Raw genomic sequence first — 19453 nt, forward strand, 5'->3', positions numbered from 1 at the left:
TATTGGAAATATTTAAGTGATGCAATTATTATGATGTATCATACTGCTAAACTATTTTCTGACCATGGTAAGAATGTACTAATAGACGGAATTTTGGTTGAAAGACCCGAATTAAAACCGCATTATGAAAAAGTTAAGGATATATTTGCGGGGTATCCTTTCTATATTGTCGAAGTTTTTTGTCCTTTAGATATTTGTCGCCAAAGAAATATTGAACGTGGAGATAGAACTGAAGACCAATCTGAGTGGCAAAATAATATTATGGCCAAAGATATACAATACAATTGTACTGTCAATACACACATAAATTCCTCAGAAGAATGTGCAGACTCAATTATAAAGTATTTATTTGATAGGTCCGAGGTTTAAGCTATCGGGGAACGTTTGTTTTATAAAAAAACGAAAGCAGCCGACCACAATGATTGGATGCTTCATTACACTAACGGGCAGGATTGTTAAATAACTTCGCGAATACTTCAAAATTGATAATTTTCGTTAAGTTCGTAAATACACTGTTAGCTGAAAGATACGCAAAAATAAAATTATGAAAGGCGGATTCAATTGAAGCCAGGGATTATAGTTCTTCTTAATGGAACTTCAAGTTCTGGAAAGACATTATATCTAATGAATTATTATCTCAAAATATATCCCATTTCAACATATATCAATTGATAATTTTATTAATGGGCTATTTCATAGTTATAAAGATTACATTAACAGTACCTATCCGAGTATTGAAACAAATGGTGCAGAGGATGGACAATTAGTAAATCAAATTCTTACATATCCGTTGATTTCATTATACTACTCGACAATAAAACTATTTTCAGCGATGGGAAACAACGTAGTTCTAGATTCTGTTATAGGTAATGACAAATGGTTCAATTCTTGTATTGAATTATTATCGGATCACGCTGTCATATTCGTAGTAGTTAAATGTTCAAAGGAAGAACTTGCTAGAAGAGAACAACTTAGAGGAGACAGGGAAAAATTGAGTGGGAAAATATTACTTGACGCTTCAAACTAATAAAGACTGGAATCAATTTAGGAAACAGGACTTCTGTATACGGATGATTACCACCTGATATTATCTTGCACGGAAAGTCAGGCGACATAAACTACCGGATGATATGCTTCTTACGAAAGGAGGGATTGCCGTGGAATGGCTAGAGCGAATGAATCGAGCTGTCAGCTATATCGAAGACAACTTAGAACAAGATATTGATTACGACCAAATCGCTAAAATCGCCTTATGTTCAGTTTACCAATTTCAACGCATGTTTTCATTTGTACTTGAAGTCCCATTGTCCGAATATATCAGGCGTAGAAGGCTGACGCTTGCTGCATTTGATTTAAAGAACAGAAAAAACACTGTGACGGATATTGCCTTGAAGTACAGATATGAAACACCTGAATCATTCTCACGAGCATTTCAAAATCTACATGGAATGACGCCTACATTAGCGCGAAATGCTGAAAGTGAATTAAGAGCCTTTCCTCGCATCTCCTTTCAAATCATATTAAAGGGAGTTGTTGGAATGAATTATCGGATTGAAAAACGGGATGCTTTTCAAGTTTATGGGCTGGAGGATATCTACCATTACGACACTATTGCGAATGAGGAGGGCATATCGATCCCCGATGTTTGGCAAACCATCAGCAGTAATGGTGAGTTGGATCGTTTATCCCAGTCGGTTAGCGGGGATTGGAGAGACGAAGGCAATTTCAGCAAGGAACTTGGAGCTGTCTTTTCATTCGATTCCTATAAATTCACAAACAATACGACGTTCCCTTATCTGATTGGGTGTTACAAAGCGGTCGATAGCAAGGTGAATGGATATACAGTTGTTGATGTTCCACCATCCACGTGGGCAGTATTTTCAACTTTACATGATGGGAATGGCAGCGGCAAGTATGATTTGCGGTCTTTGAAGAATCGGATATTTTCGGAATGGCTGCAAACATCAACATTTACGATTTTAGATGGCGGCAACTTCGAGATGTATGGTACAAGCGTAGATGGCTACGAATATTGTGAACTATGGTATAGGGTCGAGGGATAGAATGGAAAAACGCGGCTGCCGACATGACCGGTCACTGCATGTTTTTAACTCGAAGATCGCACAAGGATCATTTCAGCATGGTTCATTAAACTAACGGAGAACTATAGTTGAACAAATAAGGAGCAGTGTGCTACGTGGCAGCTGCTCCCTTTCTTTGTTAAGCTAACGGGCAGAATAACGTATTAACTTCTAGGTGCCCAAAGCATAATGGAGACACCTACAACACAAACAGCGGCTCCGATCCAATCGTACATATCGGGTGTTTTTTTATCGACCAGCCATCCCCACAACACAGCAAGTATAACGAATACTCCTTCGTATGCTGGATAGACTCGTCCAAATGATGGGAAGCTCTGTACCGTTGGGATGATCCCCCTACAATTCCATACCATATTGGCTTGGATTCGCGTAGCCATAACCAAACAAGATAACCTCCACCAATTTCGGCAAGTCCTGCAACGATGAAAATTGAGATAGTTAACAACAAATTAGATTTCTCCTTACACTATGAACAAGTACCGGTGGTTTTTATTTTATCAAAACACTCTGATCAGGTTAGGCATTTACAGTTCAATCCATCATCTAAAATTTGGATCATGGGGTTAATTTGTTTCTTTTTCTCTTCCAACTCCTCACGTTTTTCTCGCGCCATTTCCTCCCATCGCTCTGATGGTGGAAGCGTTTCGAAACCTTCGAGCAGAACGATGATTTCTTGAATCGTAAAGCTGGTTTGCTGCGCAATTTTAATGAATGTGATTCGCCCAATTAGCTTTTCGGCAAAGCGGCATAGCGGCGTTGACCGTTTATTCGTTCCGGCGCTGGCAATAATCCAATTCTTCCGTTCGATCAGCTAAGTAAGAATTGGGAGCTTGTCAAAAGAAATAAATTGTGTTTATCAATATAGAACACAAGCATATCACTTTCATGTATACCAAATCGGATTCGCATTTCTTTAGGAAATACAATTCTTCCAAAGACATCTAAAGAACGCACAACTCCAATACTATATCCCCCCCTTTTACCGCCAGTTTCGATTGCTAATCCAGGAGGTTCATATACCTTTGATCATACTTCTATTGCAATACATCTAATTTCATTGATAAGAATGAGCTGTTCCCCACATTCAATTCCTCCCGTTTGCTAGATCAGATTTTTATGTATATTTGTATTCCACATTAGTTCTCTAGAACAAGTGGTGGTTAGTTTACTAAAACACGAACAGGAAATCCAAATAAATGATAGAATTTAGAAGGATAAATAACTAATGATACGGAGCGTTAAGGAATGATTGGAAATTTTTCTTATATTATAGTATTAATTTTCTTTGTTAGCGGCACCATTTTCACTGGATTTATTTTTGAATCAAATTTCTTAATTATGAACGCGTGTGGTTACGTTGCTTTCCTTTTTGTGTTGTTTAATAAGACTCCGCTTATAATGACAAAGGCGCATTTTTTGATTATTAGTATAGCTTTATGTTATTGGGTTTCAGTTCTATACGCCGTTGATACTGAGGCAGCCATAATAGAAGCATCCAGAATTTCGAGTGTAGTACCGCTATCTTTCATGTTATCACTCATATCTCAAGAGCAGTTTGTAAAGCTTCTTTATCGATTACCTTGGGTTGGGAGCTTTTTGGTACTCGTTGGCCTCGTCTTCCATTTGCAGCGTGAAGGCAGATTGGAATCATTACTTCAATATGCCAATGCATTGGCAATTTTACTTTTAGTATGTATACTTATTAGCATTTTGGCGATTGCAATGAAGAAGTCAAAACAGCATGTATTCCTTATGACAATCAATGTCGTTGGACTGTTAATGACATTCTCTCGATCAGTATGGGTATTATGGCTCGTCTCGGTAATCATGATGCTTATTGTTATTCCTATCACTCGAAAGAAAAAGATACTGATAAGTCTCTCGTCAGCACATCTTCTAGGATTAATGATTGCAATGCTAGTAAAACAGGATATTTGGTTTTTTCTCAATCGTGTTTCAAGTATACAAGCGAAAACATCGGAGTTTCAAATTCGATTCGTTTATTGGAAAGACAGCATTCGAATGTTTATGGATTATGCTTTTGGGGGAACAGGCGGAGGAGGGTGGGCATTGCTGCAGCAAGCCTATCAGTCACAAAGATATTATGTAAAATTTATACATAACCATTATATTCAGGTTTTTCTAGATGTTGGGCTACCTGGTGGTCTAGCTTTTTTAGCGTTCATTGTATTCTTTTACAAGAATGCTCTTGTTCAATTGAAAACGAGTGAGATAATCGACAAGCCTTTGCAAAAGGGAATTATCATAATGGTTACGATAATGCTGCTGCATGCGGGGTTCGATTTTGACTTAACTTATCCTTATCTCAATATGTTGTTAATAGGTTTGATTTTACTGATACCTCAGCAAACAATTGAAATAAAATGGATTAAAATAAAATACATGGTTGCTGTCCCAACAGTGATTATACTCTTGTCTTTTTTTACGTGGATAGGTGTTGGTTATCAGCTGAAGGAAAAAGGCATGGAAGCAATTAAGCAAAGGGATTGGAATCATGCGGAAAAACTGCTTGAGCAGGCGGGAAGAGCTGTCCCGTGGTCAAACACAATCATATACGAAAAGGCAAAGCTATACATACGAATGGGCAATGAGACTGGTGATACTCGTTATTATGAAAAGGCAGAATCAGAGCTTATGAGGGCGATACAGATGGTTCCTCCAAAAGAACTATATACAGATTTATTTAAAGATTTACAGTAAGATAGATAAACATTTCATAACAGCCTAGATTTCGACAATATTTTTTGATAAAATTAATAGGTTATGTTAAAAAATTCTATTTTAGGGGCGGTTAAGTGAACAGTTCATTCCGTAAAAAGGTTAGTTTGTCTTTGGTTTCTTTAATACTATTATCTATGCTGGCACCGGTACTTTCTTATGCAGCGGCTTACATGGTTTTTCATTACGATGAACGTACAGGGGAGTTATCTGGGGGGATATACACTGCAGACCCTGATAATATCAAAGTAGAGAGAATCGATGAATCGGGTGCTGTCGAATCTATGGACGGAAAAGTATCAGAATTCTCTAATACATTGTACGATGATAATAATATCCCTTACGAGTGGGTACATTTCAGCAAATATGTTGGCTCGGATACGACCAAAGAACTTAGAATTACAGAAGGGATTGACGGTACGGTTTTTAATGCAAGTAGAAATGAGTATAACTACTATGTATATACGGATAAGCCTGTAGATTTAGATACTTATCGGATGAAAGGGGAAGAAGGCTTTTCTGGAAAGAAGGAGAATACGTTTTTGGTGAGTAACGATAAGTTGTTCACTTTTACTCCAGAAGAATCGGGATATGATTCTATTGTTATTTCACTTCCAAATAGCAGAATGGATAGCAATAGGATAAGTTATAATCCTTTGAATACAACGGCAAATGATTTTTCATTGACTGACATTAGCGTCAATCAAAGCGTTTATGCTGAAGCGCTATATCCTTTTAACAACTATTATTATTATGACGGCTTACCTGTATTAAACAATATGTTCGGACTTCAGTTTGCTGAACCACTTGTTAAAGGTAAAACATACGAGTTAAAGCTTTCTAGTTTAAGTGCTGGAGATGAAATTCAGATTGCGAGTGCTGGGAGAGAATACTATGCAAGCATAGCTTATGGGGAGCATGTAAGTTATACGAGTAGTGAGACTGGTGAGGTCCACCATTATATAAACCGAAAAAACATTGCTAAATTCAACAATATTACCTTTGCCTCAGCCATTGTATCCCCACCTTCCCCTCCTTCAGGTGGAATTGGCGGCGTGATACCTGATCCGAACCAAGGAAAACAAGTAGTGGAAGTGGATAGTTTGAAGGGGAGCAAGGACGGTATTGTTGCTATTACCGTGTCTAAAGACAAACCTCAGGTTTTGCTTCCAATTAAAGCAGCAGAGGTACTTGGAGAAAATAAGCTTCGTCTAACCAGTGATAACATTTCTGTAGAGATTCCAGCAAAGGTTCTTGATAAGCTTCAACAGCTGCTTCCGGCAGACCAGCTTGAAGGGGCTCAAATTGAATTTGATATTAGTATTGTGGCAGAAGCTTCAGCTTCCGTTTTACTGAATAAAGCAAAAGATCAGACATCAGCAAGCCTTACCAGAGCAGGAGATGTATTTGACTTCTCCCTGTCGGTTATCACCAAAGACGGAAAGAAAACACCGATGAGTACGTTTGACAATCCCATTAAAGTGAATTTTAAAATCAATGAAAATGCAAATAAACAATTGTTAGGCGTTTATTATATTTCTGTTGATGGTAATCTGGAATATGTTGGCGGCAAAGTGAACGGGGCAGAAATTCAAGCGGATCTCACTCATTTCAGCCAATATGCCGTTCTTGAATATTCGAAATCTTACGAAGATGTGGCCGATGATTATTGGGCATCGGACATTATTAAGGTGATGTCTGCCAAACATATTATTGAAGGTGTAGACGGTAATAATTATGCGCCGCAAGCAAATGTTACACGCGCTGAGTTTGCATCTATGCTTGTAAGAGCACTTGGTCTTAAAGCTAGTGGACCAGCAGCTTTTAAAGATGTGAGTGCTAGTGCATGGTATGCTGAATCAGTAGCAGCAGCCAGTCAAGCAGGACTTAGCCAAGGTGTTTCGCCAAGCAATTTTTCTCCCAATGTGAAAATAACGAGAGAAGAGATGGCTGTGTTGTTAGTGCGTGCTTATGAATTGAGAACTAATACAAAGCTAGGTGAGGCAGCTAATTCCACATTTATTGATCGTAGCGAGGCTTCAAAATGGGCGCTGCCTTCCATTGATGCGGCTCAAGAAGCTGGAATCATTCGAGGACGTACCGAGAATGAATTTGTACCTCAAGCGCAACTGACTCGTGCTGAGAGTGCTAAAGCGATTTATAACTTGTTTGTGAATTAACAAAACGTCAAACGAAGTAGAAATGCTTGATACTGAACTGCACCCCGTCAAGTAGACAGTACAAATATAAATAATTAGGCGGCCTTAGTCCTGTTTTCCATTGGACTGAGGCCGTTTAGTTTTGCTTGTAATCGTTCGTTGTTGTAAAAGTGAATGTAAGCCTCGATGTCCCTCTAAAGTTCCTCAAAAGTGTGGTATGTGTTTAAATAATACTTCTCGCATTTTAGTGTCCCCCAGAAAGATTCCATTGGACCGTTATCAATGCATCGCCCAACACGGGACATACTCTGGGTTATTTTGTTGTCATCCAAGTGCTCCTTAAAGGCCAAGGAGGTGTATTGGTAGCCTCGGACGCTAGAAGCATGGGGGATGCTTCTTGGGCTGCTTGCAGGGCCAGTTTCAACGTTTGGAATACAAGTGGATTGTTATTAGAACCCCCTAATACATAGGCGACGATGGATTTATCATGAAGATCACGAAATAGATACCACTCTTGCAATAGCGATCGAATGCGGCATAGTCGATGTAGCCACGGTCAAACACATAAGTGACTTCAGGGGTTTCAGAGACTCAATTTGAATGGAACGAGGAGCCTGGTGGAACCGTTTGGACATTAAGTAAGATTAATGATGATTCCCTACGTGTACAAATTATGTCTTTTGTAGATTTACGTAACAAGAAAAAGCAAGTTATTGAACTTGATGAAACTGGTTCTATTCTGGAATTTACAAGGGCAGTAGTTCAAACACTTGAATTATTGTTAAAGAAACATGGACGGAAAGGTTACCAAGAAAAATGGATTAATTACGACTTCTCTATGGATAAATACTTGAAGCTAAAAGGTTTCAAATCGAAAAAGGATTACGCTAACTGAGAACGATAGTTGAATAACGTATTGATGAGCAGGTGCTGAGTTGGCCTGCTCATCTTATTAAGATAACGGGCAGATTAGTTCAGCTAACTTATAATTTGTTTTCAAATGGAAAGCCTACCTTTAGATAAAGGGAGGGCTAAAAAATGAAACAAATATTAACCGCCACTATTATCGTTTTGATACTTTTAATACCAAATCAGGTAGTAGCAAAAACCATGGGAGCCAGTGTTGAAGTTAAGCATAATGAAATTTATGATGCCTTTTTAGTTTTATTAGACCCTTATGCGGGAAAAGCGATTAATAATAAATATCCAAATCGTAATTATGGGTTATGGAATGCGGAAATTTTAGAGATAAAGCGATCTGATGGATCACAATTTCATTTTAATGTGAAAGTTAAGTATGATACTTATACAGGTCCACATAATCCACCTGAGGGTCCTGTTACTCTGACCTTTGATCTAAGTTCAGGGAGGGTCACTGTTACCGAAATAAAAGGGTAAATGTACCTGTCGGGTTTAAGCTAACGGGAAACGATACTTGAATACCACACATTGATGAGCAGGCACTGAGGTTGCCTGCTCATTTTATTAAGTTAAAGGATAGGCTTGCGGAAATTTGTCTTGAGTAGCCCAGATTCCTACATAAAAATCTCTAGCATGGAAATGTTAACCAGAGAGGTGATTGTGTATGAATATGAAAAAATTGCTAATTTTTCTAGTGGTGTTTGCTGGAATATTTTCCTCGCTACCATTAGTAATGGCTTATGACGATTCAGATGCTTCAGTAAAATTTGTACAAGCTATTGTAAGAAAGGAAAATGCTCTAGCTCAAAAGTACCTTGCGAAAGGAGTCACAATACCAGAGATTAGTGAAAATTCCCTAATAAAGAGTTATCAATTGGTCACATCTCCGACTGAAAATATAAAGGTCTTTTTGGGGCATTTTTGGGATGAAGTGTTGGGTGGTGAACGACTCGCACTAATTTGGGAACTAACGGTCGAAGATAATAAAATCACAAAAATAAGAACTCTGTTTGATGGTGCAAACCCATTAATGGACGAAGTGAGGCTTCTCAAAGATTATCATAATTTGTATCAAAGAAAAGTGCTTGTACCAACAGAATATCCGTTTGAAATTACCCATTTTGATGGACATATTGAGTATGAACATGAGCGGTTGGTACTATTATATCGAAACGAGTCTATAAAGGGTTTCCTTCAGATTCAAATCAAACCTGTAACTTGGGGGTTGGAGAGGTACAAAGGGACAAACGGCCAATTTCATACACTGAAAGATGGAACAAAAATTCTATATAGAACAAAGTTCGACTTAGGTTATGAAATAAGATTTCAAAAAGAAGGAATGCACTACACTGTGGCAATCGGTAATAAGAAATATTTAAAGAAAAAATTTACAGTTAACGATTTAATTAAAATTGCGGAATCCATGAAATGAAGTGATTAAACTAACAGGTACATTAGTTCAGTGAGCTATGCAGCAGTACTATATTTCTAACATGAGAATGCACTGAGAAAAAATTCTGTATATAAAGGGGGGCGATCCCCCTCGCCTCCACCAATACCATGAAGAAACCCGACCTCGTGAGGAGCCCACTGAAAAAGTCAAACTGAACAAAGGTGTAGTTTTCTCACAAAAATGTGAGGAGACTGCACTTTTTTTCTTGTATACTTTTAGTATCATTGGAATAAGGGTGAGTCGAATGATTCAAAAACAACAAGCTTTGGTGTTAAGTCCTTATGTTGAACTCTATAATTTGATTGTACCTAAAGATAATTTGCTTCGACAAATTAATGATCTCGTGGATTTTTCATTCATATACGAACAACTTCAAGTCAATTACTGCCTCGATAACGGTCGTAATGCCATTGATCCAATCCGAATGTTTAAATACTTATTGCTGAAGGCCATTTTCGATATGTCCGATGTCGACATAGTTGAGCGGTCTCGTTACGATATGTCCTTCAAATATTTTCTGGGAATGGCCCCAGAAGACCCCGTTATGGATCCTAGCTCCTTGACCAAATTTCGCAAACTTCGTTTGAAAGATCTGAATTTGCTGGATTTGCTCATTGAGAAAACCGTGTCACTTGCCATTGAGAAGGAAATCCTCAAGAGTACGTCTATTATTGTCGATGCTACCCACACGAGAGCACGCTACAACCAGAAGTCTCCTCAAGAAATTCTACAGGATCGTGCACGCAAGGTGCGCAAAGCTCTCTATACCCTAGACGAAAACCTAAAGGACAAGCTTCCTGCTAAAAATACCAGCACCACTTTAGAAGATGAGCTCAGTTATTGCCAAAAACTCATCCACACCATAGAAAATGAGTTAAGCATTCCACTAGTTCCCAAACTTCAGGAACCACTTAACCTGTTGAAGGAGACCGTTCAAGATGATGTAGAGCAGCTTCGAATTTCGGAGGATGTTGATGCACGGGTTGGGCACAAGAGTGCGGACTCCTCTTTTTTTGGATACAAGACACATCTGGCTATGACAGAAGAACGTATTATTACAGCAGCCATCGTCACAACAGGTGAAAAGAACGACGGCAAGCAGTTGCAAACACTCATTGAAAAAAGTATAGCCGCAGGCATGGATGTCCGAACGGTGATTGGCGATATGGCGTACTCGGAAAAGGACAATCTCATCTACAGCAAGACAAACGATATTGAACTGGTATCCAAACTAAACCCCGTGGTTATCCAAGGGAACCGAAAGAAAGAAGAAGAGTTTGAGTTCAACAAAGACGCAGGTATGTATGTGTGTAAAGCCGGTCATTTGGCGATGCGGAAAGCGCGGCAAGGGAAAAAGGGCGTCGGCAAAAACCAGGTGACGACCTACTATTTTGATGTGTCCAAGTGCAAGCGCTGTCCTCTTCGGGAAATAGCCTTTCAAGAGAGTGAAGATTTCAAAGCGAAGTCGAAGGAACGTTACAAAATTGAAGCTAAAAACAGTGAACTAAAGCACAGACACGGGTACGATGTAGCCACATCCTCGGGTCTATTAGGAATGGAGCTTCAAGGAGCGATGGCGATTTTTGCAGTGAATCTAAAGCGAATTTTGAAGCTCAACGATTGAAACGGGACGTCCCTAAATACCAAATACAGCAAAAGAAGACATCTTCCCGAGTGGGCGATGTCTTCTTTTTGTAAATGAACAACCAGCTAAACTGAATGCGCCAGTTCTTCAGTGGCCTCCTCGTGAGGTCGGGTTTTTTGATTTTTTAGTTATGTTAAGAGCACGTCTTTTATTAATCTAACGGGTAGAATAACGCAATGGAACCACAGTTGCAATAAAGGACAGAAATGCTCGATTAACGAACCAAAGGCCATCAAGTGGGAGACCTTGTACTGCGTCATCTGGCCCGGTTATAGTCCGGTTCAGTTGGCGTTTTCGATTTTGTCGTGTGGTTCGCCGGAGATGAATTCATCGTACTGGCATGTGATTGTTCCGAGGCTAGCAGTCTCATCACGATCCTGCTTCAGCTTGAATCGGATGTAGAAAGATGCTATGCCGAATACGTAAAAAAAGTCGACCATCTCGTGGTCGACCTCTAATTATTTTATTGCGCGGTCAGAATTTGTGGACCTTCAGCCGTGATGGCAATCGTATGCTCGTATTGGGCGGCGAGCTTGCGGTCCAGCGTCCGTGCGGTCCAGTTGTCCGAATCGATTGTCATGTGGTAGGTACCTTCGGTGATCATTGGCTCGATCGTGAACACCATGCCTTCCTTGATTCGGAGGCCTTTGCCGGGCTTGCCGACATGCATATAGTTCGGCTCCTCGTGCAGATCCCGGCCTATGCCATGCGCGAGAAGGTCGCGCACGACGCCGAAGCCGTTCGATTCGGCATGCCGCTGGATGGCGCTCGTCACGTCGCCCAGCCGATTGCCGGGCTGCGCCTGCGAGATGCCGATGTCAAGGCATTCCTTCGTGACACGCATCAGCTTCTCCGCCGTCGGCGATATGTTCCCGACTGCATAGCTCCAGGCCGAATCGCCGAGCCAGCCGTCGAGCTCTGCGACCGTGTCGATCGTCACGATATCGCCCTCCTCAAGAGGCTTATCGCTAGGGAAGCCATGCGCGATCACGTCGTTGACGGATGCACAGGTCGCATATTGATAGCCCTTGTAGCCCTTTGTGTAGGGCTTGGCGCCATGCTTCAAGATAATGTCCTCGAAGATGCGCTCAATCTCGTTTGTTGTGATTCCCGGTTTGATGAGCGAGGCGATCGTGCGATGGCATTCGGCCACCACTTGGCATGCCTTGCGGATGGCCTCGATTTCATGTTTGCTTTTTAATATGACCATGTTCGTATCAGGACTCCTTCGTAATAGCTTGCATCGCTAGCTTGGCGATTCGATCGACGTCCAGCTCGGAAGTGCCCGCATAGTAGTGCAGTCCACAGCAGCCGACCAGCACGGCAAGCATATGGTCGACGCTGTCGTCTTCACGCTGGGCGATCGATTGGAGCGGAACATACAGCCGTTCCATGAATCGTCTCTTTGTGGGGTGCTGATCCTTCGCGGGCAAACCTGTATAATGTTCCGCCGCCATTTTGTAGACAAGATATGCGCGGGCGTCCGACTGCCACAGCCGGAGCAGTGCCTTGCAATAAGTCAACAGCTGCCTATTATCCGGGCTGTCGACACAGGTGTTTGCCCATTCTGTCAGGGCTTGCTCGCATCGCTCGAAGCCGCTGCCCAACACATCTTCTATTAATAAATGCCGGTTGGGGTAATAATGGTATACCGTGCCGTAACCGAGCTCGGCTTCGCGGGCGACGTCGCGAATATCAAAGCTGCCACCCGTGTGGAAGTAGGTGCGCGCGGCGGCGTCCAGGATTTGTTCCTTGCGCTGCATGCGGATGAGCTCGTTTTGTTCTTTGGTGCGGGGGCACATGGGTGTGTGAACCTCCTTGTATAGACCTGCAAATTTGTCGATATAAACATAGTAACGCAATGGGCACTTATTCGCAACATTTTTATATTCATAACGTCCATATACTTACAGTTAAAAAAATTCGGTTTTTTGATTTTTTAGTCATGTTAACGGCAAGTCTTTTATTAAACTAATGGGAACGTTAGTGCAACAAAAGAGATTTACAAGCCGTATACTTAGTGAGTCAGCGAAATGAGATTAAGAGGAAAGAATAAAATATTTCACTAAAGAATTGTACGAAGAAATGCAGATAAGAGGATATATGGAGTATTGTACAAGGATAAGGTGTGATGCGGATGACTGATTTTGCAATGATTAAAAAGCTGTTTCATATTACGAAACGAAATGGGTTTAGTCATGGCGAGATACAAACGATTAACAATAATTTTGGTGAATTGCCTCAGGTGTTAATTGATTATTATTTGGAACTCGGTAAAGACGAGCGGCTGAATCATACGCAAGATCATTTGATCAAACCCGAGCAACTTCAATACTTCAAACATAGCGAATATTTAATTTTTTATTACGAGAATCAACGTGTCTGTGTTTGGGGAATCCATAAGAACGATTTATTCAAGTCCAATCCCCCTGTTTATATGAGTTACGATGAAAAGGTATGGGAAAAGGATTTTGAAACATTGACCGATTTTTTTCATGCTATGGCCTATTTGCAAAGCGTATTCGCTCTTGAATACGGCTGTGAATCGTTCTATTCTATTGAACAAACCGACTTGGATTTTATTCGTGAACATTTTAATAATAAAGGTATTTCCTTTCGGCATTGGATTGGCATCGAATTTTATGGGAATGACAATGACAGCATAATAACAGTGTTGAAAAATAACGATAGTTTTGATTTGATTTATGCTTCAAGCGACAAAGAACATTTTGATGAAATGGATCGGGTTCTCTCAAAACTGGCAGTAGAAAAATAATTTGTTGGGATTGTGATGAGGATATGGTTAAAGCAGTGGATCAAACCTCCTAAAACGAAAAAAGTAATCATTTTAGGAGGTTATAATAAATGAAATTCAATCCGATTGTCATTGATAACTGGAGTAGAAAACCCTATTTTGAGCATTATTTAAACAATGTCAGATGCACTTTTAGCATGACGGCAAATATCGACATTACCTCGCTGCTGAAAGAACTTAAGAGTCGGGAGATTAAGCTGTATCCAGCACTAATCCACATGATAACTACGGTGGTAAACCGCCACGATGAATTTCGCACATGTTTTAATGCAGATGGGACTTTAGGTTATTGGGATAGTTTATCTCCTAGCTTTACAATTTTCCATGATGGTGATAAGACTTTTTCAAGCATATGGACTTTGTACAGTGAAGATTTTAATGATTTCTACAGTCGTTATCTTGATGATATGAAAAAGTATGGAAGTGTTAAACAATTTGCCGCTAAAACAAACGAACCACCGGGCACTTTCCCTATTTCCAGCATTCCTTGGGTCAGTTTCACTGGATTTAACCTGAACATCTATAATGAGGGAACCTATTTACTACCCATCTTTACAATGGGGAAATATTTTCAGTTTGACGAAAAAATACTGTTGCCATTATCAGGACAATTCCACCATGCCGTTTGTGACGGTTACCATGCCGGGATACTGTATAATGAGCTACAATTACGTGCAGATGCTTGTACGGAATGGTTGCCAAACTATACCGCATTCAGCTAACGGGTAACTATAGCTTATTTTTTTACTTGCAAGTGGTGGTGGAAATATTCTGTATAAGAGGTATCCAGTGCCGGTAGCCTTTCCGGTCAGTTGTGCGGTTGTGAAGCTCTTTTTTTTGGAGCGGCGCATTAAAATCGTTGGGGTAATCGTAACCGACTACAGCGAGCTAAAAGCCCATTAGGTAAAATTTACCTAATGGGCTTTTTAGGGTTCGAATTTTTAATAATAAAAAATAGTGTTTTATGTAATTTTTTGCTGCGGCAATATATGTTTTTACAACTTCATCTGCTAACATAAGAGAAACATAACGAGAGAGTACATAAAGCACGGGGGCTAACATCTATGAGCTACAATTTATATTTATCAGCATTGCTGATGGCGGCTACCTGCTGCTCGCTAATGCTGTGTTATCTCTCTTGGAAAAGAAGAGAGCTGCCTATTGCAATTAGTTATGGGCTAGGCATGTTGACGGGTTCCTTGTACACTTTCGGATATGCTTTTGAAATTGTTAGCACCGATTTAGAGCATATACGCTTCTGGCTTCGAATTGAATATCTAGGCATCCCATTCGGCACTATTCTATGGATTATAATGGTGCTGCAATATACGGGAAGGCAAGCGCTCGTTCGAAAATGGGTAGTAGCGCTGCTGATGATTGTTCCTTCCATTACCTTTGTAGCTCATTATACGAACGATTGGCATCATTTATTTTATAAAAGCATGACTTTGAATTACTCAGAGGGCTTTCCGCTGGTAACGACGGAGAAAGGACCTTTATACAAGCTGCATGTCTACTATTCGTATTCCTTCTTTGTAGTAGGCATGGGATTAATGGTTGAAATGTTTCTAAAAGCGACATCTCGCATGAAGAAACAAATCGCTTTTATGATTATTGGATCATGGGGGCCTTTTGGATTTACGCTTATTTATTTAAGCAATGTCATTTATATGCCAATTGATATCTCCCCATTTGGTTTTATTTTCTCAGGAATCTTCTACATGTGGGGGATTTATCAATTTAACATGCTTAGACTAGCGCCCTTAGCGCTGCAAAAGGTGTTTGCATCCATGCAGGATGCGGTAATTATTTTTGATTTGGAAAATACACTAACTAGCTTTAACCAATCCAGCAAGCAGGTTATTAAAGGGATAAATAATAAGTGGATCGGGTTGCCGGCAACGCAAGTCTTTTTGCAATATCCATTGCTGTTGGAGAAAATCATGCAAGGGCCTTCTTTGAACAGCAAGGTCCAAATTTCGGGTCAAGCGGATGAACCCTATTATAATGTGCATATGTCCTTGATTAGTGATAAGAACCAGAAGCCTGCCGGCAAAATGTTTTTGTTAAGCGATGTTACGGAAATGGTGCGTTCAGAGGAGCGGCTGCTTGATAATGCCCGTCAGCTAAGCGAGCTAAACATGTTCAAGGATCGAATGTTTAACGTAGTCGCTCATGATATTCGTGATCCGCTGGCGGTGCTCATCAATTTGATGGAGCTCATGGAGGACGAGTTGCAAGGCTACGGCGGAGAGCATGAGGAAATCGTCCATGAAATGGGACAGCAAATTGAAAATACTTTTGCACTGGTAGAGAGCTTGCTGGAATGGTTCCGAAGCCAACGCGAAGGCATGGTATTTAACCCAGTGGAGAGAGACATATACCATACCGTACAGGTCTGCATCCGGTTATTGGCGGTTCGCTGCGAGAGTAAAAAAATCCAATTGATATCGGAAATACCGAAGGATACGTTTGTGCTAGCCGACAAAGAAATGCTGGATTTGATCGTCCGAAATTTATTGTCCAATGCCGTTAAATTTACCAACATCGGCGGCACGATCCGGTTAAAAGCAGAACATCAAGCCGATAAACTAATTATTTCTGTAAGTGATTCTGGAGACGGCATATCGCCACAACAGGCCAGCTCACTGCTACTAGAAGGTTATCCGGTGTCATCAACAGGAACAGCAGGAGAACGGGGCGTCGGTTTGGGACTTACGTTATGCAGGGAATTTGTTCGTTTAAATGGTGGAGACATTTGGTTCGATAGTTCTGAGCAAGGAAGTACCTTCTACTTCTCCGTTCCTACGCCATCTGTACATGCATTCAGACGAAGCAGCTTGGAGGCGAGCGCAGGTTGAAGGTTATCCTTATTGATGACGAGAAGGCGATGCATTTAATTATGAAACGGATGCTTGCAAAGACATCTGTGGAAGTGGAAATTACAGGCAGCTTCACGGAGACAGAAACAGCATTTTCTTACCTGATGAATCATGATGTAGACTTGGTGTTTCTGGATATAAGCATGCCGAGGGAAACTGGGCTCGAGCTTGCCGAACGATTAAGAGAGGTCGGAAGAGAGATAAAGATCGTGTTCCTGACCTCCCACAAAGAATATGCTTTGCCTGCCTTTGATGTTTATGCCTTCGACTACATCGTAAAGCCGGTTGTGCTGGAAAGACTTAAAAAAACGCTGCAAAGAGCGTTTGCTGAGTTGCGTAAAGAGCACTTGCGACAAGGGGAGTGGGCGGCGCCTTTAAATGAGACGAGGTTTAACTGCTTAGGTGTTATAGATATTCAAAGCACGCAGGGTATAAGGGCGAAATGGAAATCAAGCAAAAGCGCGGAACTGTTTGGCTATTTGCTTATGCATAAAGGAAGGCTGATATCCAGAGCAAGACTGATCGAAGAGCTGTTTGGCGACATGCCACAAAAGAATGCTGAGGTTTACTTGAATACGACCGTCTATCAGCTGCGGAAGGTATTAGATCCATTTGGCCTGAGAGAGAATTTGCATTCTGACAGCAACCACTACGCCCTTAGTCTGAGTGAGGTGAGTGTAGACCTTGTAAGCTTTGAAGAAGGCTGTAGAAAAATGTCAGTCGTGGATGAGACGAATCTGGAAGAGGCGATTGCACTAGAGCAGTTGTACGCAGGGGACTTATTTGGGGATCACACTTTTGCATGGGCTTGGAACGAGATTGAGCGTCTTTCGTTGCTGTACACCTCCTTTACCCAGCGATTATGCATGGCTTTGTTAAATAAGAGCGAGACGAATGCTGCTATTAGGTTGTTAATGAAGCTCGTGTCGCGCAATGAACTAGACGAACAATCCTTTTTGCTGCTTATGAAAGCTTTGGCTTTGCAAGAGAACAAGGAAGCGTTGACCCGGCAATATAGGCAATACGAAGACACGCTGCATAGAGAGATCGGTATAAAACCCTCCCGCGAGGTTGCTGATTTATATTTCAGTCTGCTGTCCGAGCTGGATAAATAAGAATGAGTAGATATGAAAGGCTCCTAAAATAATAGGGGCTTTTTTTGCTTTTGTCGAAGTTTGTCATTTTGCCGTCATTGGGCTTGGATATAATGGATCTAACTATAGAGATGAGGAGATAAGTTAACATGAAACGATTTTCAATACGCAATTTATTTTTAGTTTCGGTTTTAATTCTGAGTCTGTTAAGCGGATGTGTGATCAAAACAAGCCAAGTCACCATTAATTTTAACTCGGAAAGGTTAAGTGAGGCAGAGTATGCATACATCAGATATTCGAATGGCGATGTCGTTCAGGCACCCAACCTATTGCCGAACCAAAACGACGTTACTGTTGCTACGAATAGCACGCAATCCATTGTAGGTGGATACGTAAGCGACGGTGTGGTGAGCTGGGTTCCAAACATGAGTTATGGCGGAGGAGGTTATGTTACTGTTAGTGGTATTTCGGCAAGTAAACCCAAGCTTCCCGTAGGCTATGTCAAGTTAAATAATTCACCAGTAGTTGTTCAGAGTCAACCCGAGTATATAAGCGTAACCTTTGCTGTTTATGATACCGATGGCAAGCCTGTGGATGATCGCACGGAAATTTTTGCATATTCCGCAGATACAGCTTTAACCTTCTATAACATAGACCCAAGCGACCAGAATAATGGTAATTTTTATACGAGGACGAATACGGTAGACGAGGGTTACTCGTGGTACACCGTTAACGGATTGGTCACTTTCCAAATTAAATCGGGCATTAGTGAAATTTATAATGCACCTCTTTCTTTATATTCAGGTTCTCAATTCATAACGAATGATCCTTTTCACAAAAAATCTACACCTGTGGCAGCAATCAATGTAGGCAGCGCAGGGGATGCTTCTTCCTTACTTATTGGCGATACTTTGGCTATGCACGCGGATATATTGCCAGTAGACGCCTCTTACAAAAAGGTGAAATGGTCAGTTGAGAACGGAACAGGCTCAGCGACAATCAGCACTAGCGGTGTATTGGCGGGTATTTCGGCAGGTACGGTTACCGTTAAAGCTACGGCTATTGACGGCAACACCGTTTATGGAACAACAACGATTAAAATCCATGGACCTGTCATACCTGTTCAAAAAATATCTGTAACAGCGGAAGATGAGGTTTCTACAATCGAATCAGGCAAGACACTTCAAATGTATGCTGTTGTAGCCCCAAGCGATGCAACATACCGAGAGGTTGCTTGGTCTGTTATTGATGGGACGGGTACAGCTGTTATTGACGAAGAAACGGGTGAGCTTACTGCCGGCAATCCAGGTACAGTAACGGTTCAAGCAACAGCTACCGATGAAAGTGAAGTTGTTGGCAGTACTATTGTTACGATAACAGCCGCCCAAGTCCCTGTATCCTCGATTACGTTAACAGGTGATTCCAGCGTGCTGGTTGGTCAGACGTTAACGGTTGACGCGACCGTTGCTCCTGCAAATGCAACGGAAAAATCAATCGAGTGGTCTGTTGAAAACGGAACAGGCACAGCAACAATCAGCAAAAGCGGAGTATTGACGGGTGTTTCAGCAGGTACAGTTACCGTTAAAGCAACGGCTGCTGACGGCAGTGCCGTATTTGGAACCAAAACGATTGAAATTAATGAG

The 19453-nt window shown here is 41.1% G+C and carries 19 protein-coding genes and 1 pseudogene; 14 read left to right on the forward strand and 6 right to left on the reverse strand.

From position 1 onward, the window contains the following. The 3 genes from AC1DOV_RS33855 to AC1DOV_RS33865 all read left to right on the forward strand — a co-directional run. Positions 1-369: phosphotransferase-like protein (locus AC1DOV_RS33855; RefSeq protein ID WP_477552087.1), on the forward strand; the 369-nt coding region annotated here is incomplete at its 5' end. 292 nt (positions 370-661) lie between these two features. Next, positions 662-1027 carry a phosphotransferase-like protein gene (locus tag AC1DOV_RS33860; RefSeq protein WP_477552099.1) on the forward strand — a complete coding sequence of 122 codons (366 nt, stop codon included), beginning with the start codon at positions 662-664 and terminating at the stop codon, positions 1025-1027. Between the two features lie 130 nt (positions 1028-1157). Continuing rightward, positions 1158-2063, forward strand: a complete 906-nt coding sequence (locus AC1DOV_RS33865; RefSeq protein ID WP_477512933.1) for an AraC family transcriptional regulator — start codon at positions 1158-1160, stop codon at positions 2061-2063. A 182-nt stretch (positions 2064-2245) separates the two neighbouring features. On the opposite strand, the pseudogene AC1DOV_RS33870 reads toward AC1DOV_RS33865, so the two are convergent. After that, positions 2246-2550 (reverse strand): annotated as a pseudogene (locus AC1DOV_RS33870) (YnfA family protein). 63 nt (positions 2551-2613) lie between these two features. Beyond that, on the reverse strand, positions 2614-2913 hold the full coding sequence (locus AC1DOV_RS33875; RefSeq protein WP_477552100.1) for a MerR family DNA-binding protein: 300 nt from the start codon (positions 2911-2913) through the stop codon (positions 2614-2616). Positions 2914-3347: 434 nt separating this feature from the next. Between AC1DOV_RS33875 and AC1DOV_RS33880 the strand changes: the two genes are divergently transcribed. Beyond that, entirely contained in the window at positions 3348-4823 is a 1476-nt protein-coding gene (locus AC1DOV_RS33880; RefSeq protein WP_477552088.1) for an O-antigen ligase family protein, read from the forward strand. Between the two features lie 95 nt (positions 4824-4918). Beyond that, positions 4919-7021, forward strand: a complete 2103-nt coding sequence (locus AC1DOV_RS33885; RefSeq protein WP_477552089.1) for an S-layer homology domain-containing protein — start codon at positions 4919-4921, stop codon at positions 7019-7021. 74 nt (positions 7022-7095) lie between these two features. Here AC1DOV_RS33885 and AC1DOV_RS33890 read toward each other — a convergent pair whose 3' ends face one another. Continuing rightward, positions 7096-7188 (reverse strand): IS3 family transposase, encoded by a 93-nt coding sequence (locus AC1DOV_RS33890; protein WP_477552101.1) that lies wholly within the window; start codon positions 7186-7188, stop codon positions 7096-7098. A gap of 380 nt (positions 7189-7568) precedes the next feature. On the opposite strand from AC1DOV_RS33890, the gene AC1DOV_RS33895 reads away from it, so the two are divergent. The 4 genes from AC1DOV_RS33895 to AC1DOV_RS33910 all read left to right on the forward strand — a co-directional run bounded on the left by AC1DOV_RS33895 (position 7569) and on the right by AC1DOV_RS33910 (position 10998). Continuing rightward, entirely contained in the window at positions 7569-7895 is a 327-nt protein-coding gene (locus tag AC1DOV_RS33895) for a hypothetical protein (protein WP_477552090.1), read from the forward strand. Between the two features lie 143 nt (positions 7896-8038). Further along, complete coding sequence (locus AC1DOV_RS33900) at positions 8039-8398, forward strand: DUF3888 domain-containing protein (protein ID WP_477552091.1); 360 nt, start codon at positions 8039-8041, stop codon at positions 8396-8398. A 187-nt stretch (positions 8399-8585) separates the two neighbouring features. Beyond that, positions 8586-9353: a hypothetical protein gene (locus tag AC1DOV_RS33905; RefSeq protein ID WP_477552092.1), complete on the forward strand. Its 768-nt coding sequence runs from the start codon at positions 8586-8588 to the stop codon at positions 9351-9353. A gap of 265 nt (positions 9354-9618) precedes the next feature. Continuing rightward, positions 9619-10998, forward strand: coding sequence for an IS1182 family transposase (locus tag AC1DOV_RS33910; protein ID WP_477552093.1), 1380 nt, complete (start codon positions 9619-9621; stop codon positions 10996-10998). A gap of 302 nt (positions 10999-11300) precedes the next feature. On the opposite strand, the gene AC1DOV_RS33915 is transcribed toward AC1DOV_RS33910, so the two are convergent. From AC1DOV_RS33915 to AC1DOV_RS33925, 3 genes are read right to left on the reverse strand one after another with little or no spacing between them, the layout of a single operon-like run. Further along, the gene (locus tag AC1DOV_RS33915) at positions 11301-11459 is read right to left on the reverse strand and encodes a hypothetical protein (protein ID WP_477552094.1); all 159 of its coding nucleotides are present in this window, start codon (positions 11457-11459) and stop codon (positions 11301-11303) included. Between the two features lie 23 nt (positions 11460-11482). Next, a complete protein-coding gene (map, locus tag AC1DOV_RS33920; protein ID WP_430063759.1) occupies positions 11483-12229 on the reverse strand; it encodes a type I methionyl aminopeptidase in 747 nt (248 codons plus the stop codon). A gap of 7 nt (positions 12230-12236) precedes the next feature. After that, complete coding sequence (locus tag AC1DOV_RS33925; protein ID WP_339206055.1) at positions 12237-12821, reverse strand: TetR/AcrR family transcriptional regulator; 585 nt, start codon at positions 12819-12821, stop codon at positions 12237-12239. 335 nt (positions 12822-13156) lie between these two features. Between AC1DOV_RS33925 and AC1DOV_RS33930 the strand changes: the two genes are divergently transcribed. From AC1DOV_RS33930 to AC1DOV_RS33950, 5 genes are all read left to right on the forward strand, one after another. Then, a complete protein-coding gene (locus AC1DOV_RS33930) occupies positions 13157-13795 on the forward strand; it encodes a hypothetical protein (protein ID WP_477552095.1) in 639 nt (212 codons plus the stop codon). An 89-nt stretch (positions 13796-13884) separates the two neighbouring features. Further along, positions 13885-14556, forward strand: coding sequence for a type A chloramphenicol O-acetyltransferase (gene catA / locus AC1DOV_RS33935; protein WP_477552096.1), 672 nt, complete (start codon positions 13885-13887; stop codon positions 14554-14556). Between the two features lie 342 nt (positions 14557-14898). Then, the gene (locus AC1DOV_RS33940; protein ID WP_477552097.1) at positions 14899-16695 is read left to right on the forward strand and encodes a sensor histidine kinase; all 1797 of its coding nucleotides are present in this window, start codon (positions 14899-14901) and stop codon (positions 16693-16695) included. Continuing rightward, positions 16692-17831, forward strand: a complete 1140-nt coding sequence (locus AC1DOV_RS33945; protein WP_477512922.1) for a response regulator — start codon at positions 16692-16694, stop codon at positions 17829-17831. Before AC1DOV_RS33940 ends, AC1DOV_RS33945 begins: the two co-directional genes overlap by 4 nt. 128 nt (positions 17832-17959) lie before the next feature. After that, on the forward strand, positions 17960-19453 hold a 1494-nt coding region (locus AC1DOV_RS33950), incomplete at its 3' end, for an Ig-like domain-containing protein (RefSeq protein ID WP_477552098.1).

The sequence above is a fragment of the Paenibacillus sp. 01T47 genome (assembly GCF_056398245.1).